At 70.4% G+C, this 25,176-nt stretch carries 22 protein-coding genes and 1 pseudogene; 11 read left to right on the forward strand and 12 right to left on the reverse strand.

Translation table 11 applies throughout. The features are described from left to right. Positions 1–940: 940 nt before the first annotated feature. The 3 genes and pseudogenes from Phou_RS08155 to Phou_RS08165 all read right to left on the reverse strand — a co-directional run. Positions 941–2,041 (reverse strand): recombinase family protein, encoded by a 1,101-nt coding sequence (locus tag Phou_RS08155; protein WP_173054970.1) that lies wholly within the window; start codon positions 2,039–2,041, stop codon positions 941–943. Beyond that, positions 2,041–2,706: a recombinase family protein gene (locus Phou_RS55375; protein ID WP_371872089.1), complete on the reverse strand. Its 666-nt coding sequence runs from the start codon at positions 2,704–2,706 to the stop codon at positions 2,041–2,043. Before Phou_RS55375 ends, Phou_RS08155 begins: the two co-directional genes overlap by 1 nt. Then, positions 2,615–2,917 (reverse strand): annotated as a pseudogene (locus Phou_RS08165) (helix-turn-helix domain-containing protein); the annotation flags it as partial. The pseudogene Phou_RS08165 and the gene Phou_RS55375, both read right to left, overlap by 92 nt. Positions 2,918–3,489: 572 nt before the next feature. Here Phou_RS08165 and Phou_RS08170 point away from each other — a divergent pair. Then, positions 3,490–4,500, forward strand: coding sequence for an ABC transporter substrate-binding protein (locus Phou_RS08170; RefSeq protein ID WP_218578862.1), 1,011 nt, complete (start codon positions 3,490–3,492; stop codon positions 4,498–4,500). Further along, complete coding sequence (locus tag Phou_RS08175; RefSeq protein ID WP_173054976.1) at positions 4,497–5,255, forward strand: methyltransferase domain-containing protein; 759 nt, start codon at positions 4,497–4,499, stop codon at positions 5,253–5,255. The genes Phou_RS08170 and Phou_RS08175 overlap by 4 nt, the downstream gene beginning before the upstream one ends. 329 nt (positions 5,256–5,584) lie before the next feature. Here Phou_RS08175 and Phou_RS08180 read toward each other — a convergent pair whose 3' ends face one another. Then, positions 5,585–6,436, reverse strand: coding sequence for a nucleoside hydrolase (locus Phou_RS08180; protein ID WP_218578864.1), 852 nt, complete (start codon positions 6,434–6,436; stop codon positions 5,585–5,587). Positions 6,437–6,632: 196 nt separating this feature from the next. Between Phou_RS08180 and srmL the strand changes: the two genes are divergently transcribed. The 4 genes from srmL (at position 6,633) to Phou_RS08200 (ending at position 10,435) form a co-directional block, all read left to right on the forward strand. After that, entirely contained in the window at positions 6,633–7,697 is a 1,065-nt protein-coding gene (gene srmL, locus Phou_RS08185; protein WP_173054981.1) for a PheS-related mystery ligase SrmL, read from the forward strand. Then, positions 7,685–8,899, forward strand: coding sequence for a lactate racemase domain-containing protein (locus tag Phou_RS08190; RefSeq protein ID WP_173054983.1), 1,215 nt, complete (start codon positions 7,685–7,687; stop codon positions 8,897–8,899). The genes srmL and Phou_RS08190 overlap by 13 nt, the downstream gene beginning before the upstream one ends. A gap of 44 nt (positions 8,900–8,943) precedes the next feature. Beyond that, the gene (locus Phou_RS08195) at positions 8,944–9,714 is read left to right on the forward strand and encodes an MBL fold metallo-hydrolase (RefSeq protein WP_173054985.1); all 771 of its coding nucleotides are present in this window, start codon (positions 8,944–8,946) and stop codon (positions 9,712–9,714) included. A 121-nt stretch (positions 9,715–9,835) separates the two neighbouring features. After that, the gene (locus Phou_RS08200; RefSeq protein WP_173054987.1) at positions 9,836–10,435 is read left to right on the forward strand and encodes a DedA family protein; all 600 of its coding nucleotides are present in this window, start codon (positions 9,836–9,838) and stop codon (positions 10,433–10,435) included. On the opposite strand, the gene Phou_RS08205 is transcribed toward Phou_RS08200, so the two are convergent. Next, positions 10,410–12,626, reverse strand: a complete 2,217-nt coding sequence (locus tag Phou_RS08205; protein WP_371872090.1) for an alkaline phosphatase family protein — start codon at positions 12,624–12,626, stop codon at positions 10,410–10,412. The genes Phou_RS08200 and Phou_RS08205 overlap by 26 nt on opposite strands. A 67-nt stretch (positions 12,627–12,693) precedes the next feature. Beyond that, a complete protein-coding gene (locus tag Phou_RS08210) occupies positions 12,694–13,521 on the reverse strand; it encodes an AraC family transcriptional regulator (RefSeq protein WP_218578866.1) in 828 nt (275 codons plus the stop codon). A 101-nt stretch (positions 13,522–13,622) separates the two neighbouring features. On the opposite strand from Phou_RS08210, the gene Phou_RS08215 reads away from it, so the two are divergent. From Phou_RS08215 to Phou_RS08230, 4 genes are all read left to right on the forward strand, one after another. Beyond that, positions 13,623–14,030: a DUF2000 domain-containing protein gene (locus tag Phou_RS08215; protein ID WP_173054989.1), complete on the forward strand. Its 408-nt coding sequence runs from the start codon at positions 13,623–13,625 to the stop codon at positions 14,028–14,030. 23 nt (positions 14,031–14,053) lie between these two features. Further along, positions 14,054–14,920, forward strand: coding sequence for an exodeoxyribonuclease III (locus Phou_RS08220; RefSeq protein WP_173054991.1), 867 nt, complete (start codon positions 14,054–14,056; stop codon positions 14,918–14,920). A 13-nt stretch (positions 14,921–14,933) separates the two neighbouring features. After that, a complete protein-coding gene (locus Phou_RS08225) occupies positions 14,934–15,866 on the forward strand; it encodes a hydroxymethylglutaryl-CoA lyase (protein ID WP_173054993.1) in 933 nt (310 codons plus the stop codon). An 81-nt stretch (positions 15,867–15,947) separates the two neighbouring features. Continuing rightward, entirely contained in the window at positions 15,948–16,163 is a 216-nt protein-coding gene (locus tag Phou_RS08230) for a hypothetical protein (protein WP_173054995.1), read from the forward strand. Here the strand turns inward: Phou_RS08230 and Phou_RS08235 are convergent. Together Phou_RS08235 and Phou_RS08240 are read right to left on the reverse strand one after the other, a co-directional pair. Beyond that, on the reverse strand, positions 16,157–19,075 hold the full coding sequence (locus tag Phou_RS08235; protein WP_173054997.1) for an ATP-binding protein: 2,919 nt from the start codon (positions 19,073–19,075) through the stop codon (positions 16,157–16,159). The two genes, Phou_RS08230 and Phou_RS08235, sit on opposite strands and share 7 nt — an antisense overlap. Positions 19,076–19,482: 407 nt before the next feature. Next, positions 19,483–19,824, reverse strand: coding sequence for a winged helix-turn-helix transcriptional regulator (locus tag Phou_RS08240; RefSeq protein ID WP_173054999.1), 342 nt, complete (start codon positions 19,822–19,824; stop codon positions 19,483–19,485). A gap of 62 nt (positions 19,825–19,886) precedes the next feature. Between Phou_RS08240 and Phou_RS08245 the strand changes: the two genes are divergently transcribed. Next, positions 19,887–20,354, forward strand: a complete 468-nt coding sequence (locus tag Phou_RS08245) for a group II truncated hemoglobin (protein ID WP_173055001.1) — start codon at positions 19,887–19,889, stop codon at positions 20,352–20,354. Here Phou_RS08245 and Phou_RS08250 read toward each other — a convergent pair. The 4 genes from Phou_RS08250 to Phou_RS08265 all read right to left on the reverse strand — a co-directional run bounded on the left by Phou_RS08250 (position 20,344) and on the right by Phou_RS08265 (position 24,561). Then, positions 20,344–21,186 (reverse strand): carbohydrate ABC transporter permease, encoded by an 843-nt coding sequence (locus Phou_RS08250; protein WP_173055003.1) that lies wholly within the window; start codon positions 21,184–21,186, stop codon positions 20,344–20,346. The genes Phou_RS08245 and Phou_RS08250 overlap by 11 nt on opposite strands. Further along, positions 21,186–22,166 (reverse strand): carbohydrate ABC transporter permease, encoded by a 981-nt coding sequence (locus Phou_RS08255; protein WP_173055005.1) that lies wholly within the window; start codon positions 22,164–22,166, stop codon positions 21,186–21,188. Before Phou_RS08255 ends, Phou_RS08250 begins: the two co-directional genes overlap by 1 nt. A gap of 107 nt (positions 22,167–22,273) precedes the next feature. Further along, on the reverse strand, positions 22,274–23,578 hold the full coding sequence (locus Phou_RS08260; RefSeq protein ID WP_173055007.1) for an extracellular solute-binding protein: 1,305 nt from the start codon (positions 23,576–23,578) through the stop codon (positions 22,274–22,276). A 59-nt stretch (positions 23,579–23,637) separates the two neighbouring features. After that, the gene (locus Phou_RS08265; RefSeq protein WP_173055009.1) at positions 23,638–24,561 is read right to left on the reverse strand and encodes a MurR/RpiR family transcriptional regulator; all 924 of its coding nucleotides are present in this window, start codon (positions 24,559–24,561) and stop codon (positions 23,638–23,640) included. Between the last annotated feature and the right edge of the window lie 615 nt (positions 24,562–25,176).

Below are 25,176 nucleotides of genomic sequence, written 5' to 3' on the forward strand. Positions count from 1 at the left end.
AAGATCAACGGCGGTTATCGGCGGCCCGCGCGCTACGGGTAGCGCTCCCTGAAATGCACGGCCGGCCTTGGTAGCGGGTGGCGGCACGCGCGCCACCGCTACGGCCGGGCACCGTGCGCTTCCGCTTCCGCTTCCTCCTTCCTACCGCAGAAGGAACAGGAAGCGGAATGTCGCCCCGTAGCAGCGGCAGCGCGAGCGCCGATTCGGCCGGCATCGGAAGTGGTAGCCGGGGCCCGGTGGCGAAACGAAAACGTGCGGTCAATCGGGTCTGCCGGTGCGGCGCCTGGGGGCTCAGCCGCTGCTTCCGTCCAGCCGCACACCGGTGCGCTACCGGTACCCGTAGCGGTGGGGTGAGCCGTGGTTAGCGGCGGCGCTACGGGGCTACGGCAGCGCCGCCGGTAACCCATCGGCGCCAGCGTGGCCGACATGACCCGAACCCGTCGAACTCTTGTGCTGCTGGCCACCGCGGCGGTTGCGGCGGCCTGCTCCTCGGGCTGTTCCCCGGCGTCGCCGCCGACGGCGCCCGCAACATCCGCGACTGCGGCCGCCGCCGACCCGGCCATGGACTACCGCGGCCCAGCGCGGGTGTGCCGGGCGTTCGCCGCGGCGCTGCACCGGGCCGACACCACAGTGGACGGCGGACCGGACGAGGCGGTCGCGAGGGTCTCGATCGAGTGGTCAAGCGCGCTTGACCACCGGTACGTCAAATCAAGCAGATATGCTTGGCGTTTGTGTCCGAGGGGGACTTGAACCCGCGCCAAGCGAGAAAGCGTAAGCACGCCCTACTGAACCCGAGCCGATCCAGACCCCGCTTGCTGAACACGCCGGGCGAGGTCTCCCGACCACAGCATCGTAAGCCGGAAGCCGCGGGTCTCGTTGGTGGATAGGTCAACGCGATGTCGCCAGCCCTCTTCCTGCTCAAGCGCCCTCCACGCGTCTGCTAGAGCCGCTTCTTCGGGGGCTTCTGCCCTCGCTTGGGTTGCCCAACGAAAACTCGCACGCCCGCATCTATGAGAATCTGGCGTCGTCCCTCTTTACCAGACGCCTCCCACTTCTCACCAAATGTGAGGCCAGTTGATCTCAGCTCGAGGCGATCCTCCGTCTCCGGCAACGCACTCAGCATCTCAATGCGGGCCTCAACCGCCGCAACCTGGCGCTCATAAACCTTCGCCACAGCCTCGCCTTTACCTGCAGCGCGGGTGATCAGGTCGGCCAAGATCGCCTCGGCCTCGGCCAACTCTTCTCGATACGACTCGCCCTTAATCTTGACGGGAACTAGGACTTCCAACTCACCACAGACTGGGAGCAGCACCTCTCCGACCTGGGACTCCACGTCGTGCGCCCGGATTAAGCCGGCTTGACAACGGTCGGCGGGATCTTCCACGGGCCAAGTTCGGGCGCTTGCTCGACAGTAATAGTAATAGTTGGTGGATCGGCCGTTGTATTTCTTGACATACAACTTGCGTCCGCAGAAAATACAGAACCCAACGTCCAACATCATGGACACGTTGCGCCTGCCCGACTGTGGGTTGCGGGTTGCCTCGGCCAATTTGATCTGGATGGTGTCGAAATCTTCGCGCGCTATCAATGCCGGCGCCTTCTGTACCGGTCTGCCTTCTTCATCCAGAACTACCGCACCCCGGTGCTCATGTTGTCCGAGCAGAACCTTGTTGGTGAGAAGGTTAGTCAAGGTTTTCGGGCGCCAAAGGATGGGATGGGTCAGGCGTTGCCCCTTCTTAACCATCTGCCCATCCCGGAAGGCAAGCCTGGCCTCTCTAGGAAATATCGACACTTCCTGCTCGCCAACCCTAACCACCCCGTTCTTACCAATGGTCAGCGAACCGTTCGTGGGCGCCACCGGTATACGCCCGGAGCTTCGTGCGGCATACTCCCGCGGCGATTCGATTCCTGCCACGTTTAGTTCTTCACATAGAGGTAGGCGCCTTACTCCCTCCAAAATACGGGCGATGATGTGCCGCATGGTTGGTTCGGTCTCGGGGTTGAACTGGAGACGCCATTCCCTGCCCTCCTGCACAGGCATCAGGTGATACGGTGGAACTCCCCACGCCATCGACCCAGTTGACGCATGTGCGCCGCCGCATCCCTGTTCCTTTCTCTGATCTCTTGCCATTCCATCTGGGCCGCAAAAGCCAGGATTGTCAGGATGAGGTGTGTGACCGCATCAAGTGGACCTGCGCGAAGATCCAGCTTAAGAAGGCCACCAGCAGGGCCGCTCGCAAACATGATGATCTTGCGACGATCAGCCGCCCATTTGGCCAGCTCGTGAAGATCAGCCATCGACCGGAGTGCCCGGTCGAAGCGAGACCAGATAATCCCGTCAAACTCATCCGGACGTTCCCGAAGCCATTGTCCAAGGTCAGGACGCTCGAACGGCGACACCAGGCCAGCGCTGACATCCAGATCTCGGGCCCAACCAACGACCTGGCCACGCTCCTCTGCCGCAGCCTGGGTAATCGAGGCTTCCTGGCGCTCAGGTGCAGTTGACGGATCCGCCTCACCCCTGTGCCTGGACAGTCGGATAGCTCCCAGGAAGCCGAGACCCCGCCTGTCTGCGATGCTCATGCCATTGAGCGTAGAATTTGGGATGAAGCATGTATAGCGCGCCTTCGAAGTCGTCGTCCCAGCGGTTGACCCGCCACGCGTCCTGGGCGAGCTGCACGAGCTGGGCGCGCTCGCGCTCGTCATACACCCCGTAGACGTCGAGCAGCGCGACCACGTGGTCGCGCCGGAACGGCCACTCGGCCCGCTCGTAGCGCGCGAGCGTGGAGAACTCCACGCCGAGATACGCGGCGATGTACTTGAGTGTCAGACCCCGCTCCTCGCGGAGCTCGCGCATTCGCTGGCCGAGCCACTGCGCGCGAATGGTCTGCACGAACTGCTCTCGTTTGGTTGGCATTCCACCCTCTCAAATGGACCTGTTGCCGGCCGGTCAGGGGAAAGGCTTGCGAAATAAGGGATGCGAGCGGGTGCAAGCCGCCGGATCCGGTCAGTGTTTTACCACGGCATGGTCAGCAGGTGCCAGGGGATGCAGGGAAAGTGTTGTATTGCTATTCACCAAATAGCTGGCGCCCCGCGCTCAGTGGACAAACGACCTTGGCCCGAGGCACCCAAACCCTTGGGCGGCATCGCCTTTCGCATCGCTGCCCTTGTTCCAACAATTCGCCTTTGGCAGCGTGCTGACCAGCGGGCACGGCGACACACCGGGCTCACAGCAATACCGGCAATGGCTCAGTGGGAAAGGCTCCAGTGAAATCTTGCAAATGACGACCGGGAGGCTATTCCGCTCCCGGCCACCCCGGGGCGCGTGTGCGAGACGCGCTCCGACCTTCCCCCGTTAGAACGACTCCCCGGCGGTGCGCCGACACCGATTCCGCGCCGCCGGGTGAGACCGGCGGGCGTGCTCGCGCGCCTCCCGCAGACGCGCCACATGCGCGGGCACGCCCGCCCTTTCCCATCCCCGGAGGAAACGTGAACCTCGTCAAACGCGCATCGGCCGCCGCACTCGCGGTACTGCTGGCGGTGGGTGCCTGTGACAGCGGCGGCGCCGCACCCCGGAGCGGTTCGCCGGACAAGGTGACCTACCTGACCGCGGTCGGCGCGTTCGGCCGCGAGTCGTACGCGTGGGTCGCGAAGGAGAAGGGCTTCTTCACCGAGGTCGGGATCGAGGTGGAGATCAGGCCCGGCTCCGGTACGACCGAGAACCTCGGGCTGCTCGCCTCGGGGCGCGCCCAGTTTTCCGCGAACGACCTCTCGGCGGTGATGATCGTGCTCGGCAACGGCAAGTACCGCACGGACGTGCGCGCCGTCGCGGCGATCCAGCAGCGCACGCTCAACTCCGTCACCGCGCTCTCCGGCAGCGGCGTCACCACACCGGCCGACCTGCGCGGGCGGACGGTCGGCGGGGTGCGGGGCGGCGCGCCGTGGCTGCTGTTCCCCGCGTACGCCAAGCTCGCCGGCATCGACCCGGCCACCGTGAAGTGGGTGGGCGTCGAGGCGGCGCAGATGCCGAAGCTGCTCGCGGCCGGCCGGGTCGACGGGGTGGGCCAATTCGTGGTGGCGCGGCCCGCGGTCGAGAAGGCGGCGGGTGGGCGGCCGGCGGTCGTCCTGCCGTACTCGGACGTCCTGACCGACCTGTACGGCAACGCGCTCATCGCGTCGACCAAGGTGCTCCGCGACGACCCCGACCTGGTGCGGCGCTTCACGCGCGCGCTGCTGGCCGGCCTCGTCTACGCGATCGAGCACCCGGAGGAGACCGGCGAGATCCTGCGCAAGTACGTGCCCACTGTGGACCCTCTCACCGCCGCCGCCGAGGTGCGGCTGATGGAGCCGTATGTGCGCGCGAACGGCGTGGTGGGCACCCTCGACGGCGCGCGCGTGGCCCGCGCGGTCGCCATCCTGCGTGGCACCGGCATCGTCGCCGGCGAGCTTCCCACCGCCGACCTGGTGGCGTTCGACCACGTCAGCGGAGGAGTCCGATGAGGACGGTCAGCACCGCCGACCTCGACGTGCGGCGGGACGTGTACCTCGCGGCCGCGCTCGACACGTTCAGCATCGGGCGCCTGGCCGGCCTGCCGAACCTCACCGGCGCGCGCTGCCTGGACCTGGGACCGGCCGGCAGCGCGGTACCCGTGTGGCTGCGCGACCGCGTGGGTGCGCACGGCGAGGTGGTCACCGCGCCCGGCGACCCGCTCCCGCCCACCGTCCTGACCTCAGGCCGGTACCGGCTGATCCGGGCCCGCCTCGTGCTCATGCGCGTGCCGCACCCGGAAGCGCTGCTGCGCCGGCTGGTGGCCGCGCTCGGCCCGGACGGCACTCTGGTGGTGGAGGACTGGCACCTGTGGCCGGAGGACGCCGTGCTGTGCGCACCCAGCCCGCGCGACGCCGACCTGATCTCGCGCTGCATCCGCATGCTCGTCACCGACATCCTTCCCGGCCACGGCTACGACCCGAAGTGGGCCACGAGAGCGCACGCCGCTGCCCGCGCCGCCCGCCTGACCACTGTGGACACCCAGATCCATCTGCCGGTCTGGCCGGCCGGCGAGCCGGGTGCGCTGCTGCTCGCGGTCGACCTGATCCGTTACCGCCGGCGCCTTCTGGCCGCCGGCGTGACCCCGGCCGAGCTGGACCGCGGGCGCCAGCTGGTCACCGATCCCGGCTCCGGGCTGGTGCTGCGCGGCCACCCGCTCTACTCCACGTCGGGCCTCGCCCTTGAGGACTCATTCCAGATGATTTGAGCTACCGCGACGCCCGCGGTGGTCCAGACCGTTGCTCCCGCGGCCTCACCGTCCGCGGTCGTGCACCTCAAACCCTTACTGACGGCGCTGGTCGGTTGGGACGCCGGCCCGCGAGGCCCGACACGGTCACCGGATGCCTTGAGCCGCCACAGGCGGCCAGGTCGAGAGCCACGCGGCGGCAACCCCTGGCTCTTCGGGGTGAGCTGGCCCCCCGCGGAGGGCAAGGCCCGCGGGAGCAACGGTCCGGACCACGACGGACGTCGCGGTAGCCCTCATCTGCTTCTCGGGTTGGACTCTCTGGAGGCTGCCGGCGATCGGCCCGAAGGCCGCTAGAAAACGCCGAAGTAGCCGGCGAAGAAGCGGTCCGGAAACACGGACGTCGCCACCTCGTGCGGGCCGCCGGCGGACGGGCGCCAGGCCGTGGCGCCGTCGGCCGCGACCGTCACCTCGCCGCGGGTGAAGGCGCACACCTCGTCGTCGAAGATGGTGGCGGCGGCCAGCGGGTCGTGGAAGTGGAGGCCGTCGCGCTCGGCGAACCACACCGCGGCGAAGTCACGCACCGGGCGCAGCAGCGGGGTGGTGCAGCGGGCGCTGAAGGAGTCGGCGTCCATGTACACCTGGCGGGTCACGTCGAGCCCGACGGCCCGTAGGCGCGGCACCGGCGCGGCGAACACGGCGGTGGCGGCCGCGGGGTCGCAGCGGATGTTCCACTCCGGCTTGCCCTCGGTCGTGTAGCGGCCGCCCATCAGCACGAGGGCCTTGAGGAGCGGTGCCACGTCGGGGTGGCGGTCGAAGAGGAGGGCGGCGTTGGTGAGCGGGCCGATCGTCAGGAGCGTCACCTCGCCGGGGTGCGCGCGGATCGTGCGCGCCAGCAGGTCGACCGCGTCTCCCGGCGGGAAGTCGGTGTCGTGCGGCCACCTGGCCACCCGGTCGGCCTGGTGGGCCAGCGCCTGTGGCGAGGGCGCGCCGGCGAGCGTGTTCTCCGCGCCCGGACGGATCGGCACGCCGGCGCCGGCCACCCGGCAGAGCGCGGAGGCGAGCATCGCGCGCTTCGTGGCCTCGCCGGTGACCGTGGTGATGCCGAGCAGGTCGCAGCGCGGCTGGGCGAGCAGGTACGCGAGGCAGACCGCGTCGTCGATGTCCGAACCGATGTCGGTGTCCAGCAGGATTTTTTCCGGCACGCCGACATTCAACCCGCTTGCCGGAAGGCGTGCCCAGGCGGCACACTCGACGGCGTGACGTACGCCGCGACGCGATTTCCACGCCCCCGGGTGACCGGTGGGCGACCGCGGCTGCGCTGACGGAGACGGCGCGAGACGAGCCCCCTGGCCACGCCGGGGGCTCGCTCCCTTTTCCGCCGCCTTCCGAAGGATCACCATGACACCCGAAGAGCTCCGCGCTGCCCTTGAGCTGCGCGACCTGACCGACCCCGACGCCGGCGAGCACGCGATGCAGCACGTCGTGTCCGCGATCGAGTACGCGCTGGCCCGCGACTGGGGCGTCCCTGTGCGCCGCGACCCCGGCCCGCGGATCGTGTCCGTCACCGACAACTACGACCGGCTGCGCTACTCGCCTGAGGCGGTGACGCGGGACCGCCGGTACAGCCGCTACCTGGACGGCGGGCGCATGCTCCGCTCGCACACCACCGCCCGCATACCCGCCCTCCTGGACGCCAACGCGCTGCCGGACGTGCTGCTCAGCGTCCCCGGCATCTGCTACCGCCGGGACGTGATCGACCGCCACCACGTGGGCGAGCCGCACCAGCTCGACCTGTGGCGGATCCGCCGCGCCGGTCCCCCGCTCACCGAGGCCGACCTGATGCACATGATCGGCCTGGTCGTGGCGGCGGTGCTGCCCGGCCTTCCGTGGCGGACGCAGCCCAACACGCACCCGTACACGCTGGCGGGCCGCGAGATCTACGTGGGTGACGTGGAGGTCGGCGAGTGCGGGCTCGCGCATCCCGAGGTGACCGGCGGCCACAGCGGGCTGGCGATGGGGCTCGGCCTCGACCGGCTCGTGATGCTCGCCAAGGGCGTCGACGACATCCGGCTGCTGCGCTCGGCCGACCCGCGGGTGGCGGCGCAGATGCGCGACCTCACCTCGTACCGTCCGGTCTCGGCCATGCCCTCCGCGCACCGCGACCTCTCCCTCGCGGTCGCCGGCGACCTCGACGCCGAGCTGCTCGGCGACCGGGTGCGCGACCTGCTCGGGCCGGAGGCCGCCGCCGTCGAGGAGATCGTGGTGCGGGCCGAGACGGGGTACGACGAGCTGCCCGACTCCGCGCGGGCCAGAATGGGTGTGCGGCCGGGCCAGAAGAACGTGCTGCTCCGCGTGGTCCTGCGCGACCTCACCCGCACGCTCACCTCGGCCGAGGCCAACGCGCTGCGCGACCGGATCTACGCCGGGCTGCACGAGGGAGAGGTCTACGAATGGGCGACCTGAGCGACGAGCTGCACCGCCTCGACCTGGACGGCGCCCGCGTCGTGGTGCTGGTGCCGGACGGCACCCGGTCGATCCCGCTCGGCCGCCTCTTCGCGGAGGTGCACGACGCGCTGATCGGCCGGGTGGCCTCGCTCGACGTGCTGATCGCGCTCGGCACGCACCCGCCGATGCCGCCGGAGGCGATCGAGCGCCGCTTCGACCTGCCGGCGGGCGGCTGGGCCGCCCGCTACCCCAGCGTGGCGGTGCACAACCACGCCTGGCACGACCCGGCGACATTCACGGACCTGGGTGAGATTCCGGCCACCGAGGTCGCCGCCGCCTCCGCGGGGCTTCTCTCCGAGCCCATCCGGGTACGGGTGAACCGGCTGGTCGCCGAGGCGGACGCCTGCCTGGTGCTGGGGCCGGTGTTCCCGCACGAGTCGGTCGGCTTCTCCGGCGGCGACAAGTACTTCTTCCCCGGTGTGTCGGGCCCGGAGGTGATCGACGCGTTCCACTGGCTCGGCGCGCTGATCGGCACGATGGACATCATCGGCAAGCCCGGCCTCACCCCGGTACGCGCGGTCATCGCGGCGGCCGCCGAGCGCATCCCGGCCCGCCGCCTGGCGGTCGCGGTGGTGGTCGCGCCGGGCGGCCCTTCGGGACCCGGTGAGGTGCTCGGCACGTACGTGGGGACGACCACCGAGGCGTGGGAGGCCGCCGCCGAGCACTCCGCTCAGGTGCACGTGCGGTACGTCGACCGCCCGTACCGCCGGGTGGTCTCGGTGATGCCCCCGATGTACGACGACCTGTGGACCGCGGCGAAGGGCATGTACAAGGTGGAGCCGATCGTGGCCGACGGCGGCGAGGTGATCGTGTACGCCCCGCACGTGCCGACCTTCTCGGTCACCCACGACGCGATGATCCGCCGGGTCGGGTACCACTGCCGGGACTACCTGCTCGCCCACGCCGACCGCCTGGCCGGCGTCCCCCGCACGGTGCTCGCCCACTCGATCCACGTGCGCGGCGCCGGCACGTACCGGGACGGGGTTGAGCGCTGCCGCATCGACGTGACGCTGGCGACCGGCATCCCGCCGGAGGACTGCGCGGCGGTCGGCCTCGGCTGGGCCGACCCCGCCTCCCTGGACCTGGCCGCCCTCGCCGCCGACGAGGACACGCTCGTCGTGCCCAAGGCGGGTGAGCAGCTCTACCGCCTGGCACCGTAAGCGCGGCCTCGGCGGTGCGGTTCGCGGTCCCGTACCGTAGCGGCGTGACGTACAAGGTCCAGGTCACCTGGTGGGGGCACAGCACCGTCTGGGTCGAGGACTCCGGCGTGCGCATCGTGACCGATCCCGTCCTCGGTGACCGGATCGCCCACCTGAGGCGCATGCGCGGGACCTCGCCGCGGCTCGCCGGGTCGCCGGACGCGGTGCTCGTGTCACACCTGCACGCGGACCACCTGGACGTGGCGTCCCTGCGGCGGATCGGCCCGGACGCCACGCTCGTCGTGCCGGCCGGTGCGGGCGCGTTCGTGCGGCAGCGGCTGGGGCCGGCCTTCCACCGGCGGTGCGCCGAGCTGGCGATCGGTGACGAGGTGACCGTGGGCGGGGTGCGGATCAGGGCCGTCCCCGCGGCGCACGACGGCGCCCGCGGCCCCTGGTCCCGGCACCGCGCCCAGGCCGTCGGCTACACCATGCACGGCGCGGCCAACACCTGGTTCGCCGGCGACACGGGCCTCTTCGACGGCATGACCGACCTCGGACCGCTCGACCTGGCCCTGGTGCCGGTGGGCGGGTGGGGCCCCACGCTCGGGCACGGCCACCTGGACGCGCACACGGCGGCCGAGGCGATGCGCCGCGCACGGCCGCGGGAGGCGGTGCCGGTGCACTTCGGCACGTTCTGGCCGGTGGGGTTCGCCCGGGTGCGCCCGGACCGCTTCCACAACCCGGGCCCGGACTTCGCGAGGTTCAGCGAGACCATGGCACCCACCACCCGCGTAACGGTCCTGTCCCCCGGCGACTCCATGACAGTTGTCCCGTGAGCGAGCGAGCTGGCGCGGCGGCGTCTGGACTGAGTGGCCCCGCCGACGCAGTCGGGGTTTCGGGGCCGCGAGGGAAGACGTCGCCTTCAGCGCCGCACGAGCGAACGAACCCGGGGTCACAGTGAGCGGTACCCTCAGCACGCTGATCTGGTTGATCGTCGTGGTGGCGTTCGGTGCGGTGGTGCCGATCGTGCCCACCGGGGCCGCGGTGAGCGGCGCGGCGGCGTACGCGGCGCACCAGAACCCGGTGTACGTGCTGCTGGTGATCGTGGTCGGTGCCGGCGGGGCGTACGTGGGAGACCTCGTCATGTACGCCATCTGCCGCTGGGGTGGGGAGCAGCTGGCCCGGCGCCTGCGCTGGCTGCGGGACCAGGAGCGCCTGGAGAAGATGCGCAAGAAGCTGAACGAGCGGCAGATCTCGGTGCTGCTCGTGTCCCGCCTGCTGCCCGGCGGCCGGGTGCCGGTGCTGCTCGCGGCGGCGCTGATGGGGCTGGACTGGCGGCGGTTCGCGGTGACGAACCTGCCGGCGTGCCTGCTGTGGTCGACCGTGTACGCGGGCATCGGCATCTTCGGCTACGCGATCTTCCCGGAGCCCTGGCAGAGCGTGGTGGCCGCGGTGCTGCTCGTGCTGCTGATCTCCCAGACGGCGGGGATTATCAGCCGGCGGCGGGAGGCGGCTGCCGAGCGCCGGGCCCTCAGCCCCCGGCAGAAGGAAGCCTGACCGGGGCCGCGACGGGCAGGTCGTCGTCCGGGACGGCCGGCGGCGGCGCCTCCGCGTCCGGCTCGCGCAGCCCCAGCGTCTTGAGCCAGCCCAGGAGCGTGCGGTACACGCCGTCCGGGCCGACCACCGGGTCGCTTTCCAGCGCCCACCCGGACGGGTAGAGCAGCAGCGCGTCGGTCTGCCAGCCGCCCAGCCCGCCGTGGCTGCCGACGAGCTCCTCGAAGGCCGCCACGTCGTCGATGCCCGGCTCCACCGCGCTGATCAGCACCAGGTCGCCGACGTGGTCCATCTCCTGGTGGCGGCGCAGGTCTTCGCGGGCGTGCGGCCCGTAGGCGGCGAGTGGGTCGTTGCCCTCCACGTGCCCGTCGCGCAGGCGGTGGCGGCCGCGGCGGCCGAGCGCCACCGGCCCGTGCTCCGCCTCGTCTACGACCACCACGCCCACGCCGGGGTGCGCGACGAGCCCCGCGATCAGCTCTGGGTGCTCGGCGTCGATCACGTCGCGGGTGAGCTTTCCGGGGTACCGGGTCAGGTAGACCATGCCGAGGTTGCCGGACGCGATCACCACGGTGTCCGGGTCGCGTTCGGCGATGGCCTTGGCCTCCTCGTCGGCGGGGCCGAGCGTGACCTCGCCGTCGCGGGTGTGCCTGCGGATCACCTTGCGGGTGGCGGCCGCGGTCGGCCCCTGGCGGCCGACGGCCTCGGTGAGCAGCGCGTTGACCCGGCCCCATTCCTCGACGGTGCGGGTGGCCACGCCCGGCCGGTGCCCGTTGGTGCCGCCCCTGGCCAGCCGCGCGACGACCTCCTCCAGCGACTCTTCGAAGCGCTGGCGGAACGTCGCGCCCTGGCTCTGGCCGTGGTCGGAGAGGACCACCAGGTGGTAGCGGCGGGCGGCCTCGGCGGAGAGCCGCTGCAGGATGCCGAGCACCTGGTCGAGCGACTCGAGCACGTCGAGCGACTCGGGCCGCGCGGGGCCGGCGTGGTGGGCCACCTCGTCGTAGTCGACGAAGTCGCAGAAGATCACCGGGGCGCCGCGCGCCATCTGCTCGGCGATCAGCGTGACGTTGAGGTCGCGCAGCAGGGTGGTGGCCGGCCGCAGGGCGAGGAACGCACCGCCCCGGCTCACCCGCGGGCGCACGTCGCGGCGCCGCTGCACGCGCGCCTGGTGCAGCTCGCGGATCAGCTCGCCGATGCCGACCACGACCGCGCGGGTGAAGCCGTACGGGCTGGTCATGAACGCCGCGTACCCCCGCGCGTTGCGGCCGGGCAGGGCGGCGTGACTGACGGTGAGGAGGCAGGTGGCTGCGTCGCCGGAGAAGACGTTGCTGATGCTCACGCCACCGTCGCGGAGCAGGCCCTGGCCGCCGGCCAGGCGGCGCTCGACCTCGGCCGCGTCGCGGGGGCGGCTGGTGACGAGGAGGCGGCGGCTGTCCTTCTCGTACCACCGGAACGCCGGCACCCGCCGGACGTCGCCGTAAAGGATGCCGGCCTGCGCGGCGGGCGTGGTGGCCGGGATGCCGGTGTGCCAGGTGGTGAGCCGGTGGCTGCGGGTGCGCAGCCAACGGCCGACGTTGGGCAGGTTGCCGGCGCGGACCGCCCACCGCAGCAGCGGCGCGGGCACGCCGTCGAGCTGGACCACCAGCAGGCCGTCGGGGCACGCGACGCCGGGTGTGCCCCGCTTGGCCTTTTCCTCGATCCGGCGCACGCGGTCCATCAGGCGGACCGTCTCGCTGACGAACGTGTCGTCCGTGCCGGCGTCGGCGAACCAGTTGACGAGGGCGGCCAGCGCCACCGCGACCCAGGACGCGCCGAAGACCACCGGGAGGTTGGCGACATGCGTGTCGGGCGCCAGCCACAGCGCCACGTACAGCACGATGGCCTGCACCATCGCGCCCAGCACCAACGCGCCGAAGCCGCCGAGCACCGTGGCTATCGCGAGCAGCAGCGGGCGGAGCAGCGCGCCGACGGCGGCGACCAGCACCACCAGACCGAGCAGGGCCGCGAGGTTGCTCGCGGTGACGCCGGGCAGCAGCCAGAACGTGCCGGCGAGCACGATGAACGAGGTGACCGCGCTGCGGAGCGTGCTGCGCACCCGGCGCATGGTGGGCCGCCAGCCGCGCAGGGCGCGCAGGCCGACGCGGGCCCGCCCGGGGCGCGTCGCCACGACGTCACGCTCCGGGTTCACAGTGGCCACCAGCAAACGATGGCACAGACCGTCACGCCCGGTTGAGGTATACCCTGTCTATCTTGCTGCCGTCGTATCACTTTGTCCTATTTTGCTGGTGGGTGGAGTCGCGGTACGCGCCCGGTGTTACCCCGTAGCAGCGCGTGAACCACCGGGTCAGGTGACTCTGGTCGGCAAACCCCGCCGCGACCGCCGCCTCCGCGATCCCGTGGCCGGCTCCGATCAGGCGACGGGCGCGCCGCAGCCGGCTCTGGCGCTGGTAGTCGCTCGGCGACAGCCCGTACACCTCGCGGAATGCCCGGTAGACCGCGAACCGGCTGGTGCCCGCGGCGGCCGCGAGGTCGGCGGCGGTGAGGTCCTCGGTGTACCCCTCGTCGAGCCGGTCCCGCACCCGCCGCGCGATGCCGGCGGCGCCGGTCAGCCGCGGTGCCGGCGCCGCGCGGGCGTGCCGGGTGATGGCCGCGACGGCGGCGGCCAGGCGTTCGTCGCGGGCGAGCGCCGTCGCCGGCCCGACCAGCGCCGCGTGCAGCCCGGCCACCGCGCCGGCCAGCGCCGCGTCGGGCACCACCGGCTCGGCGAACAGGGGCAGCCCGACCTCGCGCCCGGCACGGTCCGCGAGCACGTCGCGGACCAGATCGGGGCCGATGTGGACCATCCGGTACGTGAATCCCAGCGCGTCGGCCGCGTGACCGTCGTGCGGCTCATCCGGGTTGAACGCCATCACCATGCCGGCGGCGGAGGTGTGCGCGCCGCCGCGGCAGGTGAAGGACTGCGCTCCCGCCTCGGTCACGCCGAAGGAGTAGGTCTCGTGGCTGTGCCGGTGGTAGACGTGCTGCTCGAAGTGGGCGTGCATCGCCTCCAGCGGCCGGTCGGCGGCCCGCCAGTATCGCGCCCAGTCCCCCACCGTCCCAGTATCCCCCGCGTGCCCGAACGCCCTTCGGCCGGTGATCAAGTAGCGCACCAGCGTCCAAGACCGCGGCACCCGGTCGAGGTGATCATGGCGTAATGGCCACCACGAAGATCGCCATCGTCGTCCGCGACGACCTCGCCGCGTGGCAGCGGCTGAACGTGACCGCCTTCCTCGCCTCGGGCGTCGCCGGTGCCGCGCCGGCCACCGTCGGTGAGCCCTACGAGGACGCTTCCGGCACCCGCTACCTGCCGATGTTCGGGCAGCCGGTGCTCGTGTACGCGGCCGACCTCACCGCGCTCACGCAGGCGCGGGCCAAGGCGGTCGAGCGGGGCCTCGCGGTCGGCGTCTACACCGAGGAGCTCTTCACCACCGGCAACGACGAGGACAACCGTGCCGCGGTGCGCGCGGTGCCCGCGGAGAAGCTGCGGCTGGTGGGCCTGTCGGTGCACGGGCCGCGGAACGCGGTGGACAAGGTGCTGAAGGGACTGTCGCTGCATCCGTGAACGTGCCGGCATAGTCTCGGTGAATGCGTCTCGCCACGTGGAACGTCAACTCGCTGAAAATGCGCCTGCCCCGCCTCCTGCCCTGGCTCGCCGACAAGCAGCCGGACGTGCTGCTGCTGCAGGAGACGAAGCTCGCGGACGCGGCGATCCCCACCGCCGAGCTCAAGGAGGCCGGCTACGAGGTCGCGACCCACGGAGCGGGCCAGTGGAACGGCGTGGCGATCCTCTCCAAGGTCGGCATCGAGGACGTGGTGCGCGGCTTCGACAAGGAGCCCGGCTTCCCCGACCCCGAGGCGCGCGCGATCTCGGCGACGTGCGGCGGCGTGCGCGTGTGGTCCGTGTACGTGCCGAACGGCCGCGAACCCGACTCGCCGCACTACGAGTACAAGCTGAGGTGGTTGGCCGCCCTCCGCGACGCGCTGGCTGCGGACCTGGCTGCGGGGTCGGATCAATCCGGAGCTGGGCGCGGAGCGACCGGTCCGGATTGGGCCGGCAGCCGCAGCCAAAGCGAGCGCAGCGAGCCAGCCAGCAGGGCCACCCGCCGGCCCGTGGTGGTCGCCGGCGACTTCAACGTGGCGCCCACCGACGCCGACGTGTGGGACCCGAAGGCGTTCGTCGGCTCGACTCACGTCACCGCGCCGGAGCGGGACGCGCTCGCGCAGATCCTGGCGGCCGGCTTCACCGACGTGGTGCCGACGCCGATGAAAGGGCCGCACCCCTTCACGTACTGGGACTACCGGGCCGGCATGTTTCACAAGAACCTGGGCATGCGCATCGACCTGGTGTACGCGAGCGCGGGCGTGACGGTCGAGTCGGCGTACATCGACCGCGAGGCCCGCAAGGGCAAGGGTCCGTCGGATCACGCGCCGGTCGTGGTCGAGCTGAGCTAGGAGGTTCGGGAGCATGCTGAGCCCACAGCGGGTGCCCATGCCCGGGCTGCCGATGTCCGTGACCATCTGGGAGGTCGGCCCGCGCGACGGCCTGCAGAACGAGTCGACGATCGTCCCCGTCGACGTGAAGCTCGAGTTTCTCGACCGCCTCGCCGCCACCGGCCTCGGCGTCATCGAGGCGACGAGCTTCGTGCACCCGCAGTGGGTGCCCCAGCTCGCCGACGCCGAAGACCTCCTCACCCGCCTGGCACCCGCTCCCGGCGTGCGCTACCCGGTGCTGGTGCCCAACGAGCGCGGGCTGGAACGCGCGCTGGCGTTGGGCGTTCGCGAGATCGCCATCTTCGGCAGCGCGACGGAGACGTTCGCCAAGCGCAACCTCAACCGCACGGTCGACGAGTCGATCGCCATGTTCGAGCCGGTGGTGCGGCGCGCCCGCGCGGAGGGCCTGCGGGTGCGCGGCTACCTGTCGATGTGCTTCGGCGACCCCTGGGAGGGCGAGGTCCCGGTCGCCCAGGTCGTCTCGGTCGCCCGCCGCCTGGTCAGCCTCGGCTGCGACCAGCTCTCCCTCGGCGACACGATCGGCGTGGCCACGCCCGGCCACGTGGCGGCGCTGATCCGCGCCCTGTCCGACGCGGGTGTCGGCCCGGACCGGCTGGCGGTGCACTTCCACGACACGTACGGCCAGGCCCTCGCCAATACCCTCGCCGCCCTCCAGGCCGGGGTGACCACAGTGGACTCTTCGGCCGGCGGCCTGGGCGGCTGCCCGTACGCCAAGAGCGCCACCGGCAACCTCGCCACCGAAGACCTTGTGTGGCAGCTGCACGGCCTGGGCATCGAGACGGGCGTGGACCTGCCCGCGCTGGTCCGCACCAGCCTGTGGATGGCACAGCGGCTGGGCCGCCAAAGCCCGTCGGCCGTGGTGCGCGCGCTCGCCGCCGAGGTTTGACGCCCGATTGCTCTTCCGGCGCGCGCTTGTCCCGGGTACAACCGGCCGTAGGTAAAGGCCGTCAACTCCTGGGAGACCCGAATGTCCTATGTACGCGCGTCACTGACGCTCTCACTGACCCTGGCCACCGCCGCGGCGATCGTGGTCGCGGTGGTGGCACAGCTGCTCGTGCTCCGCGCTCTCCACATCGACCCGATGCTGCTGGCCCACCCGGTAATCGTGCTGGGCGACTACGCGTTCCACGCCTTCGACACGATGCTCCTCGCCAACCCGGTCATCGTCCTCGACTCCTACTGAGGTAGCAGTGAGGCGGTGCGAATGAGATCCCACTCCGCACCGAGACCGGCGTAGAGGCTGCGGGCTGCGTCGAGGTTTGCACGGGCACCACCGGCGTCCCCCGCCTCGGCAAGCGCGACGGCCGCCGCCTCAAGCGCCTGCGCCTGCGGCAGGGGGCGGCCGGCCGCCGCGTATCGCCGCGCCGCCTCACCCAACCTCACCGGGTCGCCCCCGACCAGGCCGGCAGCGTGCAGGGCGACGGCCTCAAAGGACGATCCGGTGTTGCGGCGCGCAAAGATCTCGACCTGGTCGAGGACCACCTGGATTCCAGCGCTGTTGCCCAGGCTCATCGCAAGGCGTGCGGCATCGGCAAGCAGATCGACCGCGACGTTGACCTCTTCAGATTCGTCCAGCGCACCGGTCAAGAGCGTCAACGCCTCGGCGCCTCGGCCCGTCCTCTCGTGCGCGAGGCACATCGCGAGGTGCCATGGTGCCACCACACGGCCACCGGGCTTTGTCGCCCGCCAGTCCTGTTTGCACAGTTCCTTGTCCGGGAAGGACGGGTCGCGGTGCGCCCGGATGACGTTGGCCACGCCCCAGACCGTCGCCTCGTCGTCCGGATGCGCTTGGCCATCGAGGACCAGGTGCGCTTCCATCAGCGCGTCATCCCACCGACCGACGTCGAACAGCAGCTCGATGAGAAGTGTTCTGGCCTGCCCCAGGCGGAGAACGTTGCCGGCCCGGTCCGCCGATGCACGCACTCGCTCAGCCGCATCGATGGCCTCCGACCGCCGGTCCAGGTGGCAGAGCACGGCCCCCCGGTTGAGCTGAAGCGTGAGCCACAGGTCGGCAAGCGCTGGGTCGTCCTTGGCAACGGCCAATGCGCGCTCACATAGGCGGAGCGACTCCGCCGCTTCTCCGCGCATCCCGCATGCCGCGGACAAGACGCTCAACGCCCGAGCCGTTGTGGGCGGGTCCTCCGCCCTGGTAGCAGCCTCCAGCGCCGTGCGGGCCAGCTTGCCACCCGCTTCGACCTCGCCGATCATGCAGCGAGTGCGGGCGGCGATAACCATCAGCCGGGCACGGTGTCTTGGCTCGAGGGCCGGCCTGGCGAGCGTTGGACCAAGCATCGCGAACGCATCCTCCGGGTGGCCTTCGCTGACTGTGGCCTCGGCGAACGTCCACATTAGGTCCACCAGCAGATCCGGATCCCCGGTCCGTGCGACCGACTCCCCCGCCAAGCGAGCGGCATCGGCGGTCTCGCCGGTCCGCCGAAGCGCGTCCGCAAGGCGGCAGACAAGTAGGTCGTAGTGCGGCGTGCCGCTTGGCCCCCGTGCGACCACCCAACGTAAGAGCGGGATCGCGGCGGCCGGGGCACGGCCGATCAGCTCATCCGCCACCCCGGCCAGCCAGCTCGCGGTCCAATGATCCGCGACCTCGGAGTCGATTGCGGGAAGCAGCTGCCGGGCCACCCGCTCAGGCGGAGCGCCGACGGCGGCAAGCGCTTTCGCCGCGTCACGGTGCCACGCCGCACGGACCGAGTGCGGCGTCTCCTCGTAGAGCGCCGTACGGAGGAGGGGATGCCGGAAGGCCATCTGGCGGCCGTCCTCCCGGAGCACGCCCGCCTCGATCGCCTCGTCGAGCATCGGAAGCAGTTCGTTGATACCCCGGCCGAGCACCGCTATCAGCTCCGTCACCGAAAACTCGGTGCCGAGCAGCGCGGCGGTCCGGAGAACCACGCGTGCCTGCTCGGACAGGAACTCAAGGCGATCGGCGATCGCAGCCGCCAGCGAGCCGGGCGCGCTGCCGCCATCGATCTCCACTCGTCCGGCCACCGGCACCAGCGCGGCCGCACGGGCGAGGGCGGCCATCAGCTCGGTCAGGTACAGCGGGTTTCCACCGGCGCCCGCGGCAAGCTCGGTCAGGTGAGGGCCGGGAGGGCCGCCCGCCGCAGCCGCCAGAAACTCGGCTACCTCGGCGCCGGACAGGCCACTGAGGTGGATCCGATTTGATGGTGGGAGTGCGCGGCGGAGAACGCTCAGGTCGCGCCGGTGCGGGATCCGGCGGGCTGCCGCGACCACCAGCAGGGGCAGGCGCTGGGTCATCCGCAGCAGGCGTCGCAAGGCGACCATCGTCGTGGTGTCCGCCCACTGGATGTCGTCCACCATCAGTGCCACGGGTGTCGACGCGCAGAGCTCGTCGACGAGGGCCAGCAGCCGCTCAGTGGCCGCCGCGACAAGATCTATTCGATCTCCGGACGAGGCGCTGGCCTCGAATACGGTCGCGACCGCGGGCGTGACGCGCTCCGCTGCCGGTATCGCCGCGTCGACCGTGTCCACTAGCGGCAGGAGCGGAAAGGCCTGGCTGAGCTCGTCGCACGACGCCCACAGCGTGCGGCACCCCTGTGCGGCGGCGTACGCCGACACGGCTCGCATCAGGTACGACTTGCCGATTCCCGGATCGCCGTCAATCAGCACCGCCCCGCCACGCCCTTCGAAAACCTCCACCACCCTGGCCCGCAACAGGTGAAGCTCCCGTGCCCTGCCGACCAGCTTGGCGGTCAGGACCGGCGACGGCTCAGCGGCGGCCAACGCTTGGTCTTCGGCGTCGCGCGCCTTCATCCACAGCGTGCGGAAGTGCTCGACGTCGCCGCTGAGTGCCGCGACCACCTGCTGCAACGGATCCCACCGGGGCACCCGCTGGCCGCGGAGCACGGCGTTGACCGTCGTGTGGCTCAGGATGCCGCGACCGATGCGGCGCATGACCTCGCGCGAGCTTGGCTCCCCCGCTTGGCGATGCAACAAGCGAATCTCGTCCAACAACGATCCAACGGAGTCACCGCTATCGGGCCGAAGAGATTGCGACACAAGGCAAACCAAATCGTCGAGGTGCACCACGCCGTCAACAGGCAACCAGGCCACCACCTTAGTCACCAATAACAGATCTTGACGCACGACAGCGTGCCAATTTCCCGCCGATCACTCATTGGGCTGATACTCCATCTCCGAACTCACAGAATTGACGTCACAGCGACACGTTCGGTAGTGGCGCGGTCCGCCGCACAGCCTGTGCGACGCAGATATCCCCACGTCGCCGACCAGGAGCGACACCATCCGGAGGGAACGCTCACGCCGGCCAGCATTCGAGGACCAGACATATGTCGCGGCCAGCGCGGCGAGGATAAGGGCAGATAGTGAAGCGAGCGACAATGCGATCAAAAGGATGATGGTCAACGAATCTCCTGAGGGAGCGGCGATAAGCGACGCCCATCAGGATTGCTCTTTCTCAACCGCATGGCACGGCCGTACAACAAGCCCTTACAAAGGCTGACAGTGCGCCCTCAGGTGGGTGGGTCGATGATCGTGGCGCCGGTGCGGCGGGCGCGCTCCAGGCCCCAGTCGTACATGGCCTGGAGCACCGGGGCCAGGCTGCGGCCCTCGTCCGTCAGGCGGTACTCGACCCAGGGCGGGTTGGTGTCGCGCTCGTGGCGGCTCACCAGGCCGTCGGCCTCCAGCTCGCGCAGGCGCTGCACCAGCATCTTCTCGCTCACCTCGGGCATGCGGCGGCGCAGCTCGCCGTAGCGGTGCACGCCTTCCTTCAGGTGGGCGAGGATGACCGGGCGCCATTTGCCGCCGACCACGTCCATGGTCAGCTCGACCGGGCAGTGGTAGCGGCTCGCCATGTGGGCTCCTTACCGGATGGTGCGTACTTGATCACGGTGGGCGTCCGTGTTGGGCTGTACCCATGGTGCACCCACCGACGTTGTTCGAATGGGCCGGCGGCACGGAGGCGCTCACGCGGCTCACCGAGGCGTTCTACCGCCGGGTCGTCGAGGACGAGCTGCTCCGGCCGCTCTTCGCCCACATGGACCCCGCCCACCCGCGGTACGTGGCGCTCTGGCTCGGTGAGGTCTTCGGCGGGCCGGCGGCGTACACGGCCGAGCGGGGCGGCTACCCGCACATGCTGCGGCAGCACCTCGGCAAGGCGATCACCGAGGCGCAGCGGCGGCGGTGGGTCAACCTGCTGATGGACGCGGCGGACGAGGTGGCGCTGCCGAGCGACCCGGAGTTCCGGGCGGCGTTCGCGGGCTACATCGAGTGGGGCACCCGGCTGGCGGTGCAGAACAGTCAGCCGGGTGCCCATCCACCCCAGGAGGCCCCGGTGCCGAAGTGGGGCTGGGGTGTCGCACCCCCGTACCAGATCAGCCCTTGACCGCGCCGGCGGTGAGGCCGACCGCGATGTTGCGCTGGATGGCGAGGAAGAACACCACGACGGGCAGCGACGTGATCAGGGCGCCGGCCATCAGCGGGCCCCAGGCGGTACCGCGGTTGGTCTGGTTCTGCAGCAGCCAGGCCATGAGGTTCTGGGTCTCCGGGTTGTTGAGCGTGTTGATGATGATGAACTCGTTCCACGCCTGGATGAACCCGTAGATCGACGTGGCCACGAGGCCCGGCCCGGTCAGCGGCAGGATGATGCGGTAGAACGTCTGCCACCGGCTGCAGCCGTCCACCAGCGCCGCCTCGTCGAGCTCGCGCGGCACCGCCGCGATGAAGCCGCGCAGCGTCCACACCGTGTAGGGCAGGATCAGCACGAGGTACGTGATGCTGACGCCGACGAGGCTGTTGGTGAGGTTGGCCCGGTTGAGCATCAGGTAGAGCGGGATGAGCAGCGCGAGCAGCGGTACGAGCTGCACGCCGAGGACCACCATGATGAGCGCCCGCCGGCCGTAGAAGCGGAACCGGGCGATCGCCAGCGCCGCCAGGAAGCCGACGACGATCGCGCCGGCCACCGCGGTCGTGGTGATGATGAGGCCGTTGCGGAGGTCGACGAGGAAGAACGGCGCCTTGATGGCCGACCGGAAGTTGTCCAGCGTCGGGTTTTCCGGCCAGAACGAGGGCGTGAACGAGAGCACCTCGGACGCCGGCTTGAAGGCGGTGTTCAGCACCCAGTAGACCGGGAACGCCATGACGATGACGAAGAGCACGCCGACGGTGTTCGCCGCCACCGTGCCCGCGCGCGAGCGCTGGGAGCGTGGTGTGGACATCAGTCGACCTCTCCGATCTGGAACATCTGCTTCACGTAGAACGCCATCACGCCCAGCATCAGGATCACGGTGATCACCGAGATGGCCGAGCCGAGGCTGTACTCGTTGCGCCCGAACGCCTGCGTGAACGCGTACGTGGCGAGGGTCTGGTACTCCTGCTCGGGTTTGCTGTCGCGCAGCGCCCAGACCTGGGTGAAGAGCCCGAAGTTCCAGATCACCGAGAGCGTGGTGACGATGACGATCAGCGGCCGCAGGACGGGAAGGATGATGTTGCGCAACGTCTGCCAGGAGCTGGCGCCGTCGACAAGCGCGGCCTCGCGCAGGTCCTGGGGCACCTGGGTGAGGCCGGCGTGGAGGGTGATCGCGAGGAACGGGATGCCGGCCCAGACGACGAGTGTGGTGATGACGATCCAGCCCTGCGTGGGGTCGGCGAACCAGCTGTGGTTGGCGAAGTCGACGCCCGGTATCTGGTCGATCATGTAGTTGAGCACGCCGAAGTCGGCGTCCACCATCCACTTGAAGATCTGCGCGGAGACCAGCTGCGGTATCGCCCAGACGAACATCATGGTGATCACCATGGCGATCCGCACGCCGCTGCTGACCCGCTGCATCAGCAGCGCCACGCCCAGGCCGAGCACGATCGAGATGGTCACCGAGACGACGGTGAAGATCGCGGTGCGGGCCACCACGCTCCAGAAGACACCGTCGGTCAGGATGTCCTTGTAGTTGTCGAACCCCACCCACGGCGGGGTGGCACCGGAGAAGAGGTGCCGCAGCTGCATGTCCTGGAAGGACAGCACGAGCATGCGGCCGAGCGGGTAGGCGAGCAGGCCGGCCAGCAGCACGAGCGTGGGGATGGCGAGAATCAGGGGTGTCCACTGGGGACGACGCCGCCGGCGTGCCCGGTGTCTGTCCGGTGTGGATGGCGCGGATGGCGCCGGCGCCGGTGGCGCGGTCGCCGGGCTGTCGACGGCGTGCATCGGTCTCCTTTCCGAGTTGTCAAGCCGCATCCGCGCCGTAGTGGATGGCGGCGGATGCGGCCGGTGAAGGCCGCGCCGCCCGCGCGAGCGGGCGGCGCGGCACCGGTTCAGCCGTTGAGCGTCTTTGCGATCTCGGCATCGCCCCACGCGGCGGCGTCGGCCACCGACTTCTTGCCGGTGACGATGTCGCGCAGCATCTGCTGGAGCACGGACGCCTTCTCGACGTCCGCCCACTTCTCGGCCATCGGCACGAACCAGCTGCTCTTCGCGGCCAGCGCGGTCGCCTCGTTGCCCTTCACGGCGGCGGCCTTGTCGAGCAGGTTGGTGGCGTTCGGCAGCACGGCCTTGGCCAGCAGGGCCTCCTGCGACTTGGTGTCGGTGAAGTACTTGATCCACTCAGCGGCGAGCGCCTGGTTCTGGCTCTTCGAGGCGACGCCGAGGTCGGAGCCACCGAGGAAGGACGGGATGCCCGGCATCGGCGCCGAGGCGACCTTGCCCTTCACCTTCGTCGGTACGAGCGCGGAGTTGGGGTCGTTCGGGTCTTTGCGCTGCTCCTGCGTGGCGCCGACCTCCCAGCCGTGGCCGTAGAGCATCGCCGACTCACCCTGCGCGAAGATCGCCGCGTGGTCGTTCTCGTCCTTGGTCACGTCGCCGGCCGAGTAGTTCTTGACCAGGTCGGCCCACTTCTGGAGGCCGGCCTGCGCCTGCGGCTCGGAGAGCGTACCGACCCACTTGTCGCCGTCCTTCTTGGCGATCTGCCCGCCCTCGGCGTGCACCCAGGACATCGCCGCGTACCAGTAGGCGCCCGGCATGTAGAAGGCGGCGAACTTCTTGCTGCTGCCGTTCTTCGCCTTGAGCGCGTCCGCCGCCGCGATCACCTCGGCGTAGCTGGTCGGCGGCTTGAGGCCGGCGGCCTCGAAGAGGTCGGTGCGGTAGATGAGCACCCGCGCACCCGCGTAGTAGGGCACGCAGTAGGTCTTGCCGTCCAGCTCGCAGGGGCCGGAGAGACCCTGGAGCCAGTTGGCGGAGTTTTCGAAGCGGCTCTTGTCCAGCTCGGCGAACGCGCCGCTGAAGACGTACTTGGGCATCTCGGTGTTGCCGAGCTCGACCACGTCGGGCACGTCGTTGCCGGCGAGGGTGGCGTCCAGCTTGGTGAGGTGGTTGGCCCACTGCTGGTACTCGACCGTCACGTTGGCACCGGTCGCCGCCGTGAACCGCGCGTTGGCGTCCTCGACGACCTCCTTCCAGGCGGACTGCGCGTCGACCATCAGCCAGACCTTGATGGTCTTGCCCTTGCCGTCAAGGGCCTGGGCCGACGTGTCGTTGGCTCCGGTGTCGTCGGAGCCGCCGCACGCGGCCGCGCCCAGCAGCGTCGCGGCGAGCGCCGCGGCGATAGCGATCCTGTGTCTCACGGATCCTCCAGGGTGGTGATTGGGTGTGTATTTCCGGTGCCCCCGCGGTGCTGGGGAGGTCAGTGCACGCCGCTGTGCTTGGCGGCCTTGTGGGGGTCGACGGCCTGCGCGGTGCGCTGGAAGGCCGCGTGCGAACGTTGGTGGGTGCGCTGGGCGACCGCCACGTAGAGCAGGTCGAGGACGACGAGCTGCGGGTGGCGGGCGGAGAGGGCGTCGGGCCGGAAGGTGGTGGCCTGGGTCGCGGTCAGGAGCACGACGTCGGCCAGCTCGGCGAGGGCGGAGCGGGGAAAGCTCGTCAGTGCGATGGTGGTGGCGCCGTGGCCGGCGGCCTCGGCGAGCATCTCGATGGTCTCCCGAGTCTGTCCACTGTGGGAGATCCCCAGCGCCACGTCACCCGGTCGGGAGAGCGCCGCGCTGGCCAGTCCGTTGTGGACGTCGGTCCACGCCCAGGCCGCCACCCCGATGCGGTGGAGGCTGAACTGCATCTCCTCGCCGACGAGCGCGCTGCCGCTGGCACCGAAGATGCTGACCCGCGACGCGCCGGCGATCGCCTGCGCCGCACGTTCCACTTCGGACAGGTCGAGCAGCGCAGCGGTGTCGTGCATGGCGCGCGTGTCGGCCGCCATGACCTGTTCGAGCACCTTTTCGAGCGGGTCGCCGGGCTCGATCTCGCGACCGATGTCGACGCTCCACCCGGCCGCCCGCGCCCGGCCCGTCTCGGCGGCGATGCCGAGGCGGAGGTCCGCGTACCCCTCGAAGCCGAGGGCCCGGCAGAACCGGGTGACGGTCGCCGGCGACGTGCCGCTCCGCTCGGCCAGCTCGACGATCGTGGACCGCGCGGCATTCGCCGGATCGGCGAGCACCAGCTCGGCCACCCGCTGCAGCGCTCCGGTGAACTCCGGCAGCTTCGCGCGCATGGTGAGGATCACCGACGCGTCGACCACTGCCGTCGGCGCGTGACCGTCCACCTCGCGCTCGACCATCGGCAAGCCCTTCAGAAAAGAAACTTAACTGTTAGTGGTAATATTTCTTACTGAAGCGCGCCTCAAAGCGCAAGAGCCTGGGCGGGGTTTTCAAACCGTTACGCGCCAACCGGCAGGGCAAAACAAATCAGAGCCGCTCAATCCGGGCACCGTCGCGCGCCCCAGAAGCTCCCCTCCCTACCCCCAGGCGCCAACCCCGGTTCGCCGAGACCTCCCGAGCCCCGCGCTCCGGAGGGAGGTAACTGCAAGATCCTGTTTTGCTGCCTCAGAGCGCGTGCGAGGCAACAAAACCGGGATTTGTGGTGAGCTTGAGCAGGTCGCCGTGGCGATCTGTCGGGATCGCAGCACGGTGTGGCGGAGGTCCGCCGAACCACGTCCATAACGGTGGGCGGGTTCCGGACGGGCCCGGCATCCCGGCCGTTGCGGGCGGGGCGGGGCCGGTCGTGGGGTGGCCTTTACCAGTGGGAGGTCCCGTCGGTGGGACCCGGCAACGCACCGACGAGCGGGCCCGTCGGCCCATGCGCCGACCGGGCTGTGCCCGGCCGCTGGGAAGGCGACCTTCCCATCGGCGCCCGCGGCAGCTCCGCGATCATCACCCTGTCGATCGCACCACCC

It is taken from the genome of Phytohabitans houttuyneae (assembly GCF_011764425.1).
Lineage (GTDB): Bacteria > Actinomycetota > Actinomycetes > Mycobacteriales > Micromonosporaceae > Phytohabitans > Phytohabitans houttuyneae.